The following is a 14,780-nucleotide window of genomic DNA, read 5'->3' on the forward strand; positions in this document are numbered from 1 at the left end:
GCAAAAAAGGATGGTAGGGATGAGAATCGCAATCAACACGCTTTCCGTGCTTCCTAATCGAAACGGCGGCGGAGAAGTGTTTATCAAAAACCTGGTCCGGCATTTGATTGCAAACGACAAGACGAATACGTACGTGCTTCTCGTCAACAAGCGGAACCGCTCCATTTTCGAGGAAATAGAGGAACACGTCCTGTTTGCGGAAGCTCATGAGATTACGAGCAAACCCCACTTCCGCATTTTGTACGAGAGTGTCTATCTCCCGTTCAGGCTGAAGGCGCTGGATATCGATGTGCTGATGGGGCCTGCGGACACGCTGCCGCTGGTCAATTTCACTAAAACGGTGCTCGTTATCCAGAACATTAAATATTTTCAAAAAGAACAGGTACAGCGTCCGGCGAATGTGCTGGGCCGCATCAAGCAAATTTATTTCGGAAATCTTACCCCGCGTTCCATTATCGCAGCCGACCGGGTTATAGCGGTCTCCGAGGAAACGTCACGGAATATCGTTTCGTTCTCGGATAAGCTGGCGGCATGCGAGTCCAAAATCAGCATTATTTATGAAGGTGTCCACCATTCTTTCGGAACCGGAGGCTCTCCGGCAGCGGATGGCGATATCCTCTGTGTATCGAGCTTTGCCAAGCACAAGAACATCGATAAACTGGTTCATCTCTACATGCATCTGAAAGAAACCCGCCACATACGGAACAAGTTGAGAATCGTCGGCAACAAGGATCATGAAGAAGCGAGAAGGCTGGAAAAAATAATCCGGGAACGAAACATGGAGGACCACATTATTTTCGAAGGATTTGTCCCGAATGAAGAACTGCCGCGTTATTACCACCAGGCCGGCATTTTTATCACGCTCTCCTCTCTGGAATCGTTCGGACTGCCCATCGTGGAAGCCATGACGTGCGGTGTGCCCGTACTAGTTAACGACGCGAGCGTTATGCCCGAGATTATAAACGGGCACGGTGTTCTGCTGACCGATATCGAGGATATCGAGAAGACGGCTCTTCAGGTGTATGAACTGCTCTCGAATAAAGACAAATTGGCGCATTACTCCAAATTGTCGTTGGAACGGGCCCGGGATTTCTCCTGGGATACCGCGGCAAGGCAGTATATAAAGGTGTTCGAATCGCTAAAACCCTCCCGGATTCAAGTTCAGGCCCAATAAAAAAAGACGAGGTGAATGCAGCCGTTTGTGTGGAGACAAACGGCTCTACCATTATGAATCAGATCCTGCAAAATTTAAAAACCGGGGCGACGGAGATCGCCGATATTCCTTGTCCTCAAGTCCGGTCGGGGCATTTGTTGATTCAAACGAGAATGAGCGTCGTTTCGGCAGGTACGGAAAGAATGCTTGTCGAGTTCGGCAAGGCGAACCTGCTTGAGAAGGCGAAACAGCAGCCGGATAAGGTCAAGCAAGTGATAGATAAGATCAAGACCGACGGTCTTGCCCCTACACTTGAGGCCGTGAGAACGAAGCTGGACCAGCCGCTGGCCCTCGGATACAGCAACGTGGGAACCGTGCTGGAGGTAGGGCGGGGAGTCGAAGGCTTCGCCGTCGGTGACCGTGTAATCTCCAACGGTCCTCATGCGGAAATCGTCCATGTCCCCAAGCATTTATGCGCGAAGATTCCCGACGGGGTGGACGATGAAGAAGCCGCTTTTACCGTTATCGCTTCGATCGGATTGCAGGGAATCCGGCTGGCCAATCCGACTCTCGGCGAAACGTTCGTCGTAACCGGACTCGGGTTGATCGGTCTGATCACCGTTCAACTGCTCCGGGCACACGGGTGCCGGGTGCTGGGCGCCGATTTCGACCCCGGAAAGCTGCAGATTGCGAAGTCGCTGGGAGCGGAAATCGTGGATCTGTCCAAAGGGGAGGACCCGCTTGCGGCGGCGAGAACGTTCTCCAAAGGCCGCGGAGTCGACGGCGTTCTTATAACCGCCTCCACCAAAAGCAGCGAGCCTGTGCATCAAGCCGCACATATGTGCCGTAAACGCGGCCGTATCGTACTTGTCGGCGTAACGGGACTTGAGCTTTCACGGGCGGATTTTTACGAGAAAGAGTTAAGCTTCCAAGTATCTTGCTCTTACGGACCCGGGCGTTACGATGCGGAATACGAAGAGAAGGGGCAGGATTACCCGGTCGGTTTCGTCCGCTGGACCGAACAGCGGAACTTCGAAGCTATTCTGGATATGCTGGCCGACGGCAAACTTCATTTGAAATCGCTCATTACTCACCGTTTTCCTATCGGGCAGGCGGTCGAAGCTTATGAGGTTCTGGGACAGGGGAAATCCTCCCTCGGCATCATTCTGCACTATGATCAGAAGCAGAACGTTCAGGCTCTGCTGAACCGGAAGACGGTCGAGCTTTCTCTCGCTCCGGCGGAAGAGGCCCGGACGGGAGAAGCATCCGTCGGGATTATCGGAGCGGGGAACTACACGAACCAGGTGCTGCTGCCGGCTTTAAAACAAACGAAAGCCTCCCTTCACACGATCGCCAGCAGCGGAGGAGTAAACGGCCTTCATGTGGGCCGGAGACACGGATTCGTCCAGACGACGACGGACACGGGAGCCATGCTGGCCGATCCCGCCATCAACACCATATTCGTCACGACCCGGCATAATACGCATGCGCGTTACGTGGAAGAAGCGGTAAAGGCGGGTAAACACGTGTTCGTTGAAAAGCCGCTCTGCCTGAACCGGAACGAGCTGCAGGATATCCAAAACTTGCGCCTCCGGCCCAAACAGATTCTTATGGTAGGTTTCAATCGCCGCTTCTCTCCTTTTACCGTAAAAATGAAACAGCTCCTGGATACGGTTAAGGAGCCGAAAACGCTGATTATGACCGTCAACGCGGGCGATATTCCCGCCGAGCATTGGACCCAGGACCCGGAAGTCGGCGGCGGCCGCATCCTCGGAGAAGCGTGCCATTTTGTCGATACGCTGAGGTTTCTGGTGGGGCATCCCATAACGGAGGTAACTTCCCATACGGTCGGAAGACAGCCGGGCGTTAAAATCATAGAAGACAAGGCGACCATAACTTTGCGTTTTGAAGACGGTTCGCTCGGAACCGTTCATTATTTTGCGAATGGGCACAAATCGTATCCGAAAGAGCGGATTGAAGTTTTTACGGCAGGCAAAATTCTGGAGCTGAACAACTTCAAGGAACTCCGCGGGTATGGCTGGAACGGGTTTACCAAGATGAAGCTGTGGTCCCAGGACAAAGGGCATAAACAAGAAATGAAGGCATTCGTGGATGCCGTTCTGAACGGATCGGACTCACCGATACCTTTAAGCGAGATTTACGAAGTAACGGAAGCTTGCCTCGACATTGTCGAGCAGATGCGGGAGCGGGAGCAGCAGCGGAGGCAGGCGGAATATGCGTAATCAACTCCGGATGATGCAGAACATGGGGCTGGGATGGACGTTATTCCGGATCAAGTACGAGCTGAAAAAACGGGCAGGCTTTCTGGAAAAGGAATTTCCCGCCGTATCCATGACGGAAGAAGAGTTTGTTAAACGCTGGTCGTCTGTGGCCGCTTCATCCGAACAAGTCGTCCGGGAATGGAGGGCGCAAGCACGGCCTTTTTTCTTTCATCCAGAAAAGCTGGACAGTCTTCAGCCGGCTCTCCGAAAAACATTAGGAGCCTCGGAGCGGGAGCTCTTGAATCAGGCCGGCCGGATTTGCGAAGGCACGTTTACGTATTTCAGCCGGTGGAACGTTCATCAGGGCACTCCGAACTGGCACTGGAACCCGATCACCAATGAAGAGTCTCCGCGGGATCTTCACTGGTCGAAAATACCCGATCTCAGCGGAACGTTCGGTGATATCAAGTATATATGGGAGCTGTCCAGATTCCCGTTCGCCTATACGCTGGTCCGGGCGTACGCGTTGACGGGGTCCTCTTTATATCCAGAAACGTTTTGGAACTTGTTTGAGGATTGGCTGATAAACAACCCGGAGGAACGGGGAGTTAACTTTAAATGCTGCCAGGAGATGTCGCTGCGCGTTATGGCCTGGATCTTCGCTTTGTATGCTTTTGCCGGCCATTCTTCTTCCACGGACAAGAGGGTGTTCCGCCTTCTTAAACAGATTTACTGCCACACCGATCATATCGACAAGCATTTCGACTTTGCCCTGAAATCGGTGAAAAACAACCATACGATCAGTGAAGCTGCGGGCCTGTACACGGTCGGGCTTCTTTTTCCGTTTTTTGACCGGAGCGGGAAGTGGAAGAAGAAGGGTTTCCGTCATCTGGAAGCGGAGGGAATGTGGCAAATTTACGAAGACGGCTCCTACCTCCAGCATTCGATGAATTACCACAGGCTGGTCGTGCAGGATTACACCTGGGTTTTACGGCTGGCCGAGTTAAACGGTGAGTCCTTCTCACCTAAGCTGAAGGAGCGGCTGTACAAAACATTCGATTTTCTGTACCAGTTCCAGGACGAGGAAACCGGCAGACTGCCCAATTACGGAATGAACGACGGCGCTCTTATTCATCCGTTATCGCAGGGCGATTATCTGGATTACCGGCCGCAGCTGGGTGCATTCTATTATATTCTCACCGGCAAAAAGCTTTATCCTGACGGCTCCCATGATGAGAATCTGGTTTGGCTGGGCGGTGAAACGGCCTTGAGCGCACTACCGGAAGCTCCTCAAAGAGCGGCGTTGAAGGCTTATCCGGAAGGCGGGTATTATTCCATCCGGCTGGATGGGGGAAGCGCCATGATCCGCTGCGGAACTTACCGGCATCGTCCTGCCCAGGCTGACATGCTTCATCTCGATATATGGCACAAAGGAACGAACGTGCTCTGCGATGCCGGAACCTATTCCTATAACACGGATGCCGAATGGAGCGCTTATTTCATGGGAACCGCTTCGCACAACACGGTGATGATCGGCGATGAAGATCAGATGGAGAAAGGGTCCCGCTTTATCTGGTACAACTGGACCAAATCCCTTACGAGAAGAGCGGAATCGGCTTCGGAGGGAGTGACGCTGTTCGAGGGAGAACATTACGGCTACGGGCCGCTTATTCACCGCAGAGCCGTGGTGCAATCGGGTTCGATCCTAGCGGTTATCGATGAAATCGCCGGAGACTTTAACGGAAGCGAAAGGGCGATATCGGCTTCTTGGCTTAGCGGGGCCCGGAGAGCTAGAGCTGTCGGCGAGAAGGGCCTGATTGAGCTGGAAACTCCGTCAGGTCCTTATTTTATTGAAACGCTGGATGCGGAGAACAGTACGTTACGGATTTACCACGGGGACGAAAAAGCCCGCAAAGGCTGGCGTTCCCTGTACTACGGGGAAAAAGAGCCCGCATACCAGATCGTCCGGAGCCTTCGGTCCGGTAAGCCGGTCCGTCTGGTGACCGTTCTTTCCCCGGTGGCGGGGCAGATCGCCTATGATCCCGAGCAAAACCTGCTGCGGATACGGGAACGGTGTCTGCGGCTTAATCCGGCCGGCAGCGAATCGATTCTATCGCAAGAAAGGTGACTCTATGAGAATTCTGATTCTTCATCAATATTTTTTAGGGGACAATGATCCGGGCGGTTCGCGTTTCAACCAGTTTGTTAAACACTGGAACAACATGGGCCATGACATTACGGTTGTAGCCGGAAATGTGAACTACACGACGGGGCAGAAGGAGGATAAGTACCGGGGGAAATTTGTCGTGAAGGAGCAGTATTCGGAACGGACGGAAATTTACCGGACCTATGTTTCGGAATCCTATAACAAGTCGTTTCTCGGCCGCCTGTGGGCGTATTTCTCGTTCACCTTCTCTTCGCTCCTTGTTTGTTTGTTTCATATTAAAAGACACGACGTAATGATCGTCACTTCCCCTCCGCTATTTGTCGGAATTACCGGCATTATCGTCAGCTGGCTGAAGAGGATGCCTATGGTTTTCGAGGTCAGGGACCTGTGGCCGGAATCGGCAATCGATACGGGAGTGCTCAAAAACTCCCTGCTGATCAAAGCGGCTTATCTGGTCGAGAAGCTCTCTTACCGGTTTGCTTCGAAAATCAACGTGCTGACCCCGGCCTTCCGCCACAAATTGGTTGAGGAAAAAGGAATCAGCAACAACAAAATCATCTTTGTTCCGAACGGCGCGGATCTGGATATTTTTCAGCCGGGTCCCAAGGAGAATTGGGTGCGTGAAAAATACGGGCTTCAAAACAAATTTGTCGTTACCTATCTGGGCGCTCACGGAGTTGCCAACCATTTGATGTCAATCGTTAAGGCTGCGGAAGCTTGCCGGGACATTCCGGATCTCGTCTTTATGCTGGTTGGGGACGGGATGGAAAAGAAGTCTCTTCAGGCTTATGTTGATACGAATAGTATCGAAAATATACTGTTTGTTCCTCCGCAGCCCAAATCGGCTGTTCCCGATTTTTGCAGAGCGTCCGATGTATGCACGGCTGTTTTGAAAAAGGTGGACACTTTTAAAACGGTTTATCCCAATAAAGTTTTCGATTACATGTCCTGTGCCAAACCGATTTTCATCGGAATCGACGGAGTGGCAAGAGCGCTTGTGGAAGAAAGCGGATCCGGCTACTATGTCGATCCCGAAGATCCGGAAGATTTTAAAGATAAGATCCGCCTGCTGATGAGCAACCGGGAGCTGGCCGAGAATTTGGGGATAAGCGGGTACCGGTATGTGACGGAGAACTTTTCGAGAGAATCCCTTGCGGAACGGTATCAGACCGAGCTGAGGAACATGGCTATTTAAATTTTTTTGCAATAAATGATACAAAATGTAACTTATAGATGTACGAGGAGGAACATACTTATGACTAAAAAGATTTGTGTAATCGGATTGGGATATATCGGTTTCCCGACATCGCTCGTATTCGCGAGAGCCGGCTTCGAGGTTATTGGTGTAGACGTCAGCGAAAGAGTCGTATCGGCTCTGAACGCGGGGGAAGTTCATATCGAAGAGAACGGTCTGGAGGACATTTTCCGAGATGTCCGTTCCAACTATGCTTTCAAGGCACAGCGCCACCCGGAGCCTGCGGATACATACATTATCGCGGTGCCTACACCGGTCAATGCGGATCATACGGCCAACGTCGATTACGTCGTATCGGCGACGGAGGCGGTGCTGCCTTATCTCCGCAAAGGCAATACCGTCATTGTAGAGTCGACGATTCCTCCAAGAACGATCGACGATGTCGTCGCTCCTGTACTGACGAAAGCCGGATGGCGTGTGGGCGAGGAAATTTATTTGGCACACTGCCCGGAAAGGGTGCTGCCCGGACGTATTTTCCAGGAGCTGGTGGAAAATAACCGGATCGTGGGGGGATACAATCCCCAGTCCGCGGAGAAAGCCGCCGAAGTCTACCGCGCTTTCGTTAAAGGCGAAATCATCCTGACCTCCGCTACGTCCGCCGAAATGGCAAAGCTGATGGAGAACACATTCCGCGATGTAAATATCGCTCTCGCCAATGAATTGGCGAAGGTGTCCGCTTCTATCGGAGTAGACGCGCTGGAAGTGATCGGCCTGGCCAACAAGCACCCGCGCGTTAATCTTCATACGCCGGGGCCCGGCGTTGGCGGCCACTGCATTGCGGTCGATCCTTATTTTATTATCGAGAAGGCTCCTGAGCTGACTCCGCTTATGACGGCTTCGCGCGCCATTAACAATTCAATGCCCGCCTTTGTCGTCGAGCAAACGGGTAAAATCGCTCCTTCCCATGCGGGGAAACGAGTGGCCGTATTCGGGATTACTTATAAAGGGAATGTGGACGATATCCGGGAATCACCGGCGCTGGAAGTTGTGCATATGCTCGGCGAGAACGGATTCGATGTCCGCGTCCATGACCCGCACGTACTGGCAGAGCTTGCCCCGTTCCCGTTGTTCACGGCGGAAGAAGCAGTGGCCGATGCGGAATGCCTGCTTATTCTGGCGGATCATAACGAATTCAAATCGCTTGATCTAAGCTTGCTTTCCCGGATGAAATCACCTGTTATTCTAGACACCAAGAACTGCGTGGATGCTTCGCGTGTGCCGCAGTCGGCAGGCAAACTTTACAATTACGGAAATCTGCATGAATTGAGCCGCGAGGATACGGTTGCCGTTCCGGTTAGTCAATTAGCATAAGGAGTCGGTTTTCCCATGAAACGCACGTTTGATTTTCTTGCCGCGCTGATCGGTCTAACTATTCTGCTTCCGGTTATATTTCTTGTTGCCGTACTGATCCGGATAAAATTGGGCTCGCCCGTGTTGTTTAAGCAGACACGGCCCGGGCTGCACGGAAAACCTTTTGCTATATTCAAATTCCGCACGATGACCAGCCAGTGTGACGAACAGGGACGCCTGCTTCCCGATGAAATAAGATTGACCCGCTTCGGGATGCTGCTCCGTAAATTGAGCCTCGACGAACTGCCGCAGCTGTTGAACGTACTGCGCGGCGAATTGAGTCTCGTCGGTCCCAGGCCGCTGCTTATGGATTATATGAACCGTTATACGAGAGAGCAGGCGCGCCGCCACGATGTCAGACCCGGTATCACAGGCTGGGCCCAGATAAATGGACGCAACGATTTAAGCTGGGAGCAGAAATTTGAGCTGGATGTCTGGTATGTGGATCATCAGTCTTTCGGGCTGGATATGAAAATTTTGTGGATGACCGTGATCAAGGTGATCAAAACCGAGGGTGTGAGCAGGAGCGGACACGTAACGATGCCGGAGTTCCAAGGGTACGCGTCGAACGGGGCCGTTGAGAAATGAAACCTTTCCGGTCCTTGAAGTTATGGATTTACGGAGCCGGCGGTCAGGGACGTGAAGTTGTACAGCTAGTCAGCGATATCAACCGTCTCTCCCCGTCCTGGGAAATTCTCGGTTTTCTGGATGAGAGCGAGCAGATACAGGGAAGGATGGTTAGCGGTTATCCGGTTCTCCATCCTTATTCGGCCCTGGCCCAGACCGATTGGGACGAAACCAGGCTGATCTTCGCGATCGGCAGCTCGCAGACTAAAACGATCGTTGCCGGAAAAATCGAAGAGGCGTTCCCGCTGGTCCGGTATGCCTCGCTCTATCATCCCGCCGCCGTTATCTCCGAGAGCGCCCAGATTTCGGAGGGATGCATAGTCGCGGCCCATACCGTGGTATCGACCGATGTCCGTCTCGGCCGCCACGTCCTCATTAATTACGGAGCGACGGTCGGGCATGATTCCGCCATAGGGGACTACGGCAGCATATTGCCAGGAGCGCGGGTGTCGGGGCATGTGCAGATCGGCCATGCGGGAGACATAGGGGCAGGCTCGGTTATCCTGCAGGGGCTGCGTATCGGCTCCGATACGGTAATCGGCGCCGGTGCCGTAGTTACCCGTTCGCTGCCTGGCGGCTGCACGGTTGTAGGCGTACCCGCGAAGCCTATTAAGAGAGAGAAGGAGTGAGAAGAGTGGCTATCCCCATGAACCCGAAAATTTATTTGTCTCCGCCTCACATGGGAGACTACGAACAACAGTACGTCAGGGAAGCGTTCGAGACGAACTGGATCGCTCCTCTCGGTCCGAACGTCAACGCTTTTGAAGAAGAATTGGCCGCCTATGCGGGAGCTGCCGGTGCCGCCGCGTTAAGTTCGGGCACCTCGGCCATTCATCTGGCGCTCAAGCTTGCGGGAGTTTGCCCGGGTGACCGGATTTTCTGCTCTTCCCTCACATTCGTGGCCAGTGCGAATCCGATTCTGTACGAGGGCGGGATTCCCGTATTCATCGATTCCGATCCGGACACATGGAACATGTCCGCCGGAGCTCTCAGGAGAGCGTTTGAAGAAGCGGACCGCGAAGGCAAACTGCCGAAGGCGGTTATCGTCGTTAATCTTTACGGACAAAGCGCGGATATGGACCCCATCCTGAACCTTTGCGAAAACTATGGCATCCCGGTAATCGAAGATGCGGCCGAGTCTTTGGGAGCCACTTATAAGGGGAAACAGAGCGGGACGTTTGGCAGGTTTGGCATCTATTCGTTTAACGGAAATAAAATCATTTCGACTTCCGGAGGCGGAATGCTCGTTTCCGACGACTTGGAAGCTCTGGAGAAAGCCAGATTCTGGGCTACGCAGGCCCGGGATACCGCCCGGCATTACCAGCATTCGGAAGTGGGCTACAATTACCGGATGAGCAATATACTGGCCGGTATCGGCAGAGGGCAGCTCCGGGTTCTAAATGACCGGATCCAGGCCAGGAGAGAAGTCTTCGGGCAGTATCGTAAAGCCTTCGAATCCGTAGAAGGAATTTCCTTCATGCCGGAGGCGGATTACGGGCGTTCGACCCGGTGGCTGACGGCGATTACGGTCGACGAAGAGGTAACGGGCGTTTCCTCGACGGAAATCGTAGACCGCCTGGCCGCTAACAATATCGAGGCACGTCCCGTATGGAAACCGCTGCATCTTCAGCCGCTTTTCGAGGGATGCGCTTATTATCCCCATGAAGAGGAGACCAGTGTCTCCGATCGGCTTTTCTCGACGGGGCTGTGCCTGCCTTCCGGCTCCAGCTTGACTCCGGCCGATCAAAGCAGGGTGATGGATATGGTGCTTCGTACCATAGCTATCCCGAACCGCTGACCGGTTAAGGCGATTATTATGCAGAACCCGGACATGCGTCAGCTGCTGCTGGAGTTGGAGCAATTTGTACATAGGGTGGAAGAGCAGAGTGAACCGGTGCCTACGGTCAAGCCCTACGTGGACGATTTAAAGCAAATTATGCTTAAGCATGTGAACCAAACGGAAATGTCCTTGCTTACTACTTATAAATAGAAAAAAAGATACGATCAACAGCCCTCTAATATCGGATGCGCGATATTGGAGGGCTTTATTTTGTTGACGGGGCAAAGTTTAGTTCGGGAACAGGTGAAGGCGCTTATGAAAGCTCTCGGCCGCAATAAAACGATCCGCCTGGCGCTGGTGCTGGTGTGGATGTCGTTTATGTTTTATCTCTCCTCGCAGCCGTATTGGAAACAAACTCTAAAGCCGCTGCTGCGTGAACATATCTCGGAACAGCAGTTAAAAAAAGCGGCCCCCGCTGGGTCGTTTCAGTACGGCAAATCCGTGGTAAGTGTGAAGAGACTGGGGACTTACGGCTATGTCGAATTTTTCATACGCAAAACGGCCCATGTCGTGGAGTACGGAATCCTTGCTCTGCTTGCCGGTTATTGGCTCGGCAGCTTCCGTTCGATGAACGGCTACAAGCGCACAAGCATCATGCTGGCGGTCTGTGTGCTTTTTGCGGTCACGGACGAATATCATCAGAAATTTACGTATCAAAGGACTTCTATGGCAGAAGACGTTATCCTGGACACTTGCGGTGCCCTTCTGGGTACGGCAATGTATTATTTTTTTCTAAAAATTCTACAAAAAACTCGTAAAACCGCACCAAATCACCCAAAAACTTCTTGATTTGTTACAAAACGTATCTTATAATAATTTACGAATACAGAATGTAACAAGTTGCGACAACAAGAAGCAAATGAAGAGGTGTGTGAGAATGAAAGCTTTGGATTTGGTCTACTGCATTCACTGCGGTTCGATTGTGTCCCGGACTCAGGCGGATCATATTTTCAAAACCGGATTTTACCGGGTGTCGATACCGCTGGCAAGCTGCAAAAGCTGTGCGGCCCCGAATTCGAACACCACGAGCAGTCACGATCTGCCGCACCATGGACGTTTGAACGAGTATGAGACTCGTCTTCCGTTGATGGCGTAATGCAGAACCGGGTAACATGCTCCCCAAGTCGGTAACGTTCAGGTCAGGGAAAGTAGGATGAGAAGAATGGTTGTTGAGGGGGATAAAGCATGGAAGCCTTGGCTCCGCTGGCTGATCAGCTTGCTTTATTTGCTTCTGGGGATCGTTTCGCTGACGCTGGGTCTATGGCTGCTCTAGCCTTTTTGACCGGTCCCGCCGTGTTGTATGCCTCTGCATCTTTGCCGTAAAAAAATGACCGCTCGTGTCCTCAATGGGCCGAGCGGTTTTTTGACGTTGATTTTCGAAGCAAGCCCTGAACAGATCCTATTCAAATAGAAGAAACAAGTAGAAAAATCAGGAATTGATCAGGTGCTTGTAAGGTGTGTAATCGATTTTCTCGCGTTCGAGGAAGTTCATCAGGCTCCGGTAATCCCGCTTGGGAGTGGCGATAATATAGCCTTTGATGCAGTGCTCGCGCGTAACTTCGGCGGCTTCCTCTTCCAATGCGATTTGCCCGATTTTGGCCGCAATGGAGTGTTTGGCGATGTCACGGAACGGGCCGGGTACGGGGGCGACAAGCTTGTTAAGAAAAGCTTTGGAGTCGTCCGTCCACATATGACGGGATTTCTCCACGTAATAGTTCTGCCAGTCGAGCTTGGATTTTCCGTCGGCTTTCGGGAGCACCTTCAGGAATTTGCGGAACATAAAATAGCCGCCGATCGCCATCAGACCAATGAGGACAAGGGGCCAGAAAGTAATAAACCACATAAACAGGGAGTTGTTCAAAACTCGTCACCTCGGAATCTGTTATTCCCGTACGGGGCCAGGTTTAAGCACTGGATCTCTCTTGAAATTATACCTTATTTCTGGCTTTCTTGCGACATTGCCTGTAAAATAGGGGGAAAAGATTTTACAAAGCAAGGAGCCTATTCCTATGATAAAAATCGGTTCACACGTTTCATTTTCCGACAAAGGTTTGCTGAATGCGGCCCGGGAAGCTGTTTCGTACGGCTCCGGCACATTCATGATCTATACAGGTGCACCTCAGAATACACGGCGCAAGCCTATTGAAACGCAATATATCGAAGAGGGCCGGGAAGTCATGCAAGAGCACGGGATCGGCGAGATCGTCGTTCACGCCCCTTACATTATCAACCTCGGTTCCTACAAAGAAAACACGTACGAGCTGGCGGTTCAATTCCTGCAGGATGAAATCCGCCGCACGGACTATCTGGGCGTGAAAAATATCGTGCTTCACCCCGGCGCGTTTACGGACAAGGATGCCGAGTACGGCCTGGCCCGCATTTCGGAAGGGCTGAACGAAGTCCTCGCCGGCGTGAAGGACACGGGCGTGCATATCGCCCTGGAAACTATGGCGGGCAAAGGCACCGAGATGGGACGCAGCTTTGAGGAGCTGGCCCGGATTATCGACAAGGTCGAAGACAACGGCCGCCTGACGGTATGTCTGGATACCTGCCACATCCACGATGCGGGGTATGATGTCGTAGGCGACCTGGACGGCGTACTGGATCAGTTCGACCGCGTGGTCGGTCTGGACCGCATCGGGGTCGTCCACCTTAACGACAGCAAGAACCCGCGCGGCGCGTCCAAAGACCGCCATGCTCCGGTCGGAGCGGGGTGGATCGGCTTCGAAGCGATGAACCGCGTCGTTCATCACGAGAAACTGATCGGCCTGCCGATGATTCTGGAGACACCGTGGATCGGGAAGGACCCGAAAACCCAGCGTCCGATGTACGAAGCGGAGATCGCGCTGCTCAGCGGAACCGTCCTGGAACGGTTCGGCGAATCTTTCGTGGAAGACGTGGAAAAGCTTGCTTTCTTTTTCGAAAAGAAAGAGGTCGATTTCCGCGGCTTCGTTCTGCAAACCTGGGAGCTGCTCAAAACCGACGCGAAAGCCAAGAAAGCGGACGGCCGCGAACCGATGGAGCGCTTGTACGACATGATCGCGGAAGAGCGTCTGTTCCCTGAACTGTCTGAAGAGCAGATCAATCAGCGCCTGACGGCATGGTTTGCCGGCAAGGAACTGCTGAAGTCTTTGTAAGATAACGGCTCATGCCGTTTTTATCCCCGGCTTCGGCCGGGGGATTACTATTTTGCAGGTACAAAGGAGAATCCAGTAGAGATGGCAGCAGCAAAAACGTCCGGCGCAGCCGGCAAACAAAACCGCGGCAGAATGCTCATTTCCTGTCCGGACCGGCCTGGAATCGTGGCCGCGGTATCCCGATTTTTGTCCGAATACGGAGCGAATATCGTCCAGTCGGACCAGTACACCATGGATCCGGAAGGCGGCATGTTTTTTATCCGGATCGAATTTGACTTAATTGACCTGGAGCAGCGCAAGCCGCAGCTTGAGGCCGATTTCGGCGGTGTGGCTGCCGAATTCTCGATGGACTGGAGCCTGTCGCTGGCCAGCCAGAGAAAACGTCTGGCTATCTTCGTCTCCAAGGAAGATCACTGTCTGCTCGAGCTGCTGTGGCACTGGCGAGCCGGAGATCTCGACGCGGATATCGCCATGGTCGTCAGCAACCACCCGGATATGGCGTCCCTTGTGGAGCCATTCGGCATTCCGTACCACCATATCCCGGTAACTCCGGATACGAAGGCGGAAGTGGAGAAACGCCACCTGGAGCTGCTCGAAGGCAAAGTGGATTTGATCATCCTGGCCCGGTACATGCAGATTATTCCGGCTTCTTTTATCAAGCATTACCAGAACCGCATCATTAATATTCATCATTCCTTCCTTCCGGCTTTCGTCGGGGGCAAACCTTATGCGCAGGCTCACGGGCGGGGAGTCAAGCTGATCGGGGCGACCGCGCATTACGTGACGGAGGAGTTAGACGGAGGTCCGATCATCGAGCAGGACGTACAGCGTGTCAGCCACCGTGACAATGTCGACGATTTGAAGCGCATCGGCCGCCATATCGAGCGGATCGTTCTGGCAAGAGCCGTTTCCTGGCATACGGAAGACCGCATTCTCGTTCATCAGAACAAAACGGTCGTATTCAGCTAGAACCGCAGCCGTAGAGCGAAACCGTGCTAAGGCTGATTCAGTAAAAAGAATCCGAAGGGC

The 14,780-nt window shown here is 52.8% G+C and carries 14 protein-coding genes; 13 read left to right on the forward strand and 1 reads right to left on the reverse strand.

From position 1 onward, the window contains the following. The first annotated feature begins 19 nt into the window (after positions 1-19). From C4S74_RS05255 to C4S74_RS05300, 11 genes are all read left to right on the forward strand, one after another. The gene (locus C4S74_RS05255; RefSeq protein WP_103994308.1) at positions 20-1,174 is read left to right on the forward strand and encodes a glycosyltransferase family 1 protein; all 1,155 of its coding nucleotides are present in this window, start codon (positions 20-22) and stop codon (positions 1,172-1,174) included. 29 nt (positions 1,175-1,203) lie between these two features. Next, positions 1,204-3,396 carry a bi-domain-containing oxidoreductase gene (locus tag C4S74_RS05260; protein WP_258042393.1) on the forward strand — a complete coding sequence of 731 codons (2,193 nt, stop codon included), beginning with the start codon at positions 1,204-1,206 and terminating at the stop codon, positions 3,394-3,396. Then, positions 3,389-5,503 (forward strand): alginate lyase family protein, encoded by a 2,115-nt coding sequence (locus C4S74_RS05265; RefSeq protein WP_103994310.1) that lies wholly within the window; start codon positions 3,389-3,391, stop codon positions 5,501-5,503. The genes C4S74_RS05260 and C4S74_RS05265 overlap by 8 nt, the downstream gene beginning before the upstream one ends. A gap of 4 nt (positions 5,504-5,507) precedes the next feature. Beyond that, the gene (locus C4S74_RS05270; protein WP_103994311.1) at positions 5,508-6,737 is read left to right on the forward strand and encodes a glycosyltransferase family 4 protein; all 1,230 of its coding nucleotides are present in this window, start codon (positions 5,508-5,510) and stop codon (positions 6,735-6,737) included. Positions 6,738-6,797: 60 nt separating this feature from the next. Further along, the gene (locus C4S74_RS05275; RefSeq protein ID WP_103994312.1) at positions 6,798-8,108 is read left to right on the forward strand and encodes a nucleotide sugar dehydrogenase; all 1,311 of its coding nucleotides are present in this window, start codon (positions 6,798-6,800) and stop codon (positions 8,106-8,108) included. A 15-nt stretch (positions 8,109-8,123) separates the two neighbouring features. Continuing rightward, positions 8,124-8,735 carry a sugar transferase gene (locus C4S74_RS05280; protein WP_103994313.1) on the forward strand — a complete coding sequence of 204 codons (612 nt, stop codon included), beginning with the start codon at positions 8,124-8,126 and terminating at the stop codon, positions 8,733-8,735. Next, the gene (locus tag C4S74_RS05285; RefSeq protein ID WP_103994314.1) at positions 8,732-9,403 is read left to right on the forward strand and encodes an acetyltransferase; all 672 of its coding nucleotides are present in this window, start codon (positions 8,732-8,734) and stop codon (positions 9,401-9,403) included. Before C4S74_RS05280 ends, C4S74_RS05285 begins: the two co-directional genes overlap by 4 nt. A gap of 17 nt (positions 9,404-9,420) precedes the next feature. Then, entirely contained in the window at positions 9,421-10,572 is a 1,152-nt protein-coding gene (locus C4S74_RS05290) for a DegT/DnrJ/EryC1/StrS aminotransferase family protein (protein ID WP_181024347.1), read from the forward strand. Positions 10,573-10,590: 18 nt separating this feature from the next. Further along, positions 10,591-10,764, forward strand: coding sequence for a hypothetical protein (locus C4S74_RS26400; protein WP_009672029.1), 174 nt, complete (start codon positions 10,591-10,593; stop codon positions 10,762-10,764). 45 nt (positions 10,765-10,809) lie between these two features. Continuing rightward, on the forward strand, positions 10,810-11,403 hold the full coding sequence (locus C4S74_RS05295) for a VanZ family protein (RefSeq protein WP_258042394.1): 594 nt from the start codon (positions 10,810-10,812) through the stop codon (positions 11,401-11,403). An 88-nt stretch (positions 11,404-11,491) separates the two neighbouring features. Further along, complete coding sequence (locus tag C4S74_RS05300; protein ID WP_103994317.1) at positions 11,492-11,710, forward strand: hypothetical protein; 219 nt, start codon at positions 11,492-11,494, stop codon at positions 11,708-11,710. 333 nt (positions 11,711-12,043) lie between these two features. Here C4S74_RS05300 and C4S74_RS05305 read toward each other — a convergent pair whose 3' ends face one another. Beyond that, positions 12,044-12,457, reverse strand: a complete 414-nt coding sequence (locus tag C4S74_RS05305) for a DUF2621 domain-containing protein (RefSeq protein WP_042229966.1) — start codon at positions 12,455-12,457, stop codon at positions 12,044-12,046. A 166-nt stretch (positions 12,458-12,623) separates the two neighbouring features. On the opposite strand from C4S74_RS05305, the gene C4S74_RS05310 reads away from it, so the two are divergent. Further along, positions 12,624-13,751 carry a deoxyribonuclease IV gene (locus tag C4S74_RS05310; protein ID WP_103994318.1) on the forward strand — a complete coding sequence of 376 codons (1,128 nt, stop codon included), beginning with the start codon at positions 12,624-12,626 and terminating at the stop codon, positions 13,749-13,751. An 81-nt stretch (positions 13,752-13,832) separates the two neighbouring features. Continuing rightward, positions 13,833-14,720 (forward strand): formyltetrahydrofolate deformylase, encoded by an 888-nt coding sequence (purU, locus tag C4S74_RS05315; RefSeq protein WP_103994319.1) that lies wholly within the window; start codon positions 13,833-13,835, stop codon positions 14,718-14,720. Positions 14,721-14,780 lie beyond the last annotated feature (60 nt).

This window comes from Paenibacillus sp. UNC499MF (genome assembly GCF_900107975.1).
GTDB lineage: Bacteria > Bacillota > Bacilli > Paenibacillales > NBRC-103111 > Paenibacillus_F.

Excerpts from the sequence above, each read along its gene's own strand:
- C4S74_RS05255 (WP_103994308.1), top strand. The coding sequence starts at position 20 with ATGAGAATCGCAATCAACACGCTTTCCGTGCTTCCTAATCGAAACGGC.
- C4S74_RS05265 (WP_103994310.1), top strand. The coding sequence starts at position 3,389 with ATGCGTAATCAACTCCGGATGATGCAGAACATGGGGCTGGGATGGACG.
- C4S74_RS05270 (WP_103994311.1), top strand. The coding sequence starts at position 5,508 with ATGAGAATTCTGATTCTTCATCAATATTTTTTAGGGGACAATGATCCG.
- C4S74_RS05275 (WP_103994312.1), top strand. The coding sequence starts at position 6,798 with ATGACTAAAAAGATTTGTGTAATCGGATTGGGATATATCGGTTTCCCG.
- C4S74_RS05280 (WP_103994313.1), top strand. The coding sequence starts at position 8,124 with ATGAAACGCACGTTTGATTTTCTTGCCGCGCTGATCGGTCTAACTATT.
- C4S74_RS05285 (WP_103994314.1), top strand. The coding sequence starts at position 8,732 with ATGAAACCTTTCCGGTCCTTGAAGTTATGGATTTACGGAGCCGGCGGT.
- C4S74_RS05290 (WP_181024347.1), top strand. The coding sequence starts at position 9,421 with ATGAACCCGAAAATTTATTTGTCTCCGCCTCACATGGGAGACTACGAA.
- C4S74_RS26400 (WP_009672029.1), top strand. The coding sequence starts at position 10,591 with ATGCAGAACCCGGACATGCGTCAGCTGCTGCTGGAGTTGGAGCAATTT.
- C4S74_RS05300 (WP_103994317.1), top strand. The coding sequence starts at position 11,492 with ATGAAAGCTTTGGATTTGGTCTACTGCATTCACTGCGGTTCGATTGTG.
- C4S74_RS05305 (WP_042229966.1), bottom strand. The coding sequence starts at position 12,457 with ATGTGGTTTATTACTTTCTGGCCCCTTGTCCTCATTGGTCTGATGGCG.
- C4S74_RS05310 (WP_103994318.1), top strand. The coding sequence starts at position 12,624 with ATGATAAAAATCGGTTCACACGTTTCATTTTCCGACAAAGGTTTGCTG.
- purU (WP_103994319.1), top strand. The coding sequence starts at position 13,833 with ATGGCAGCAGCAAAAACGTCCGGCGCAGCCGGCAAACAAAACCGCGGC.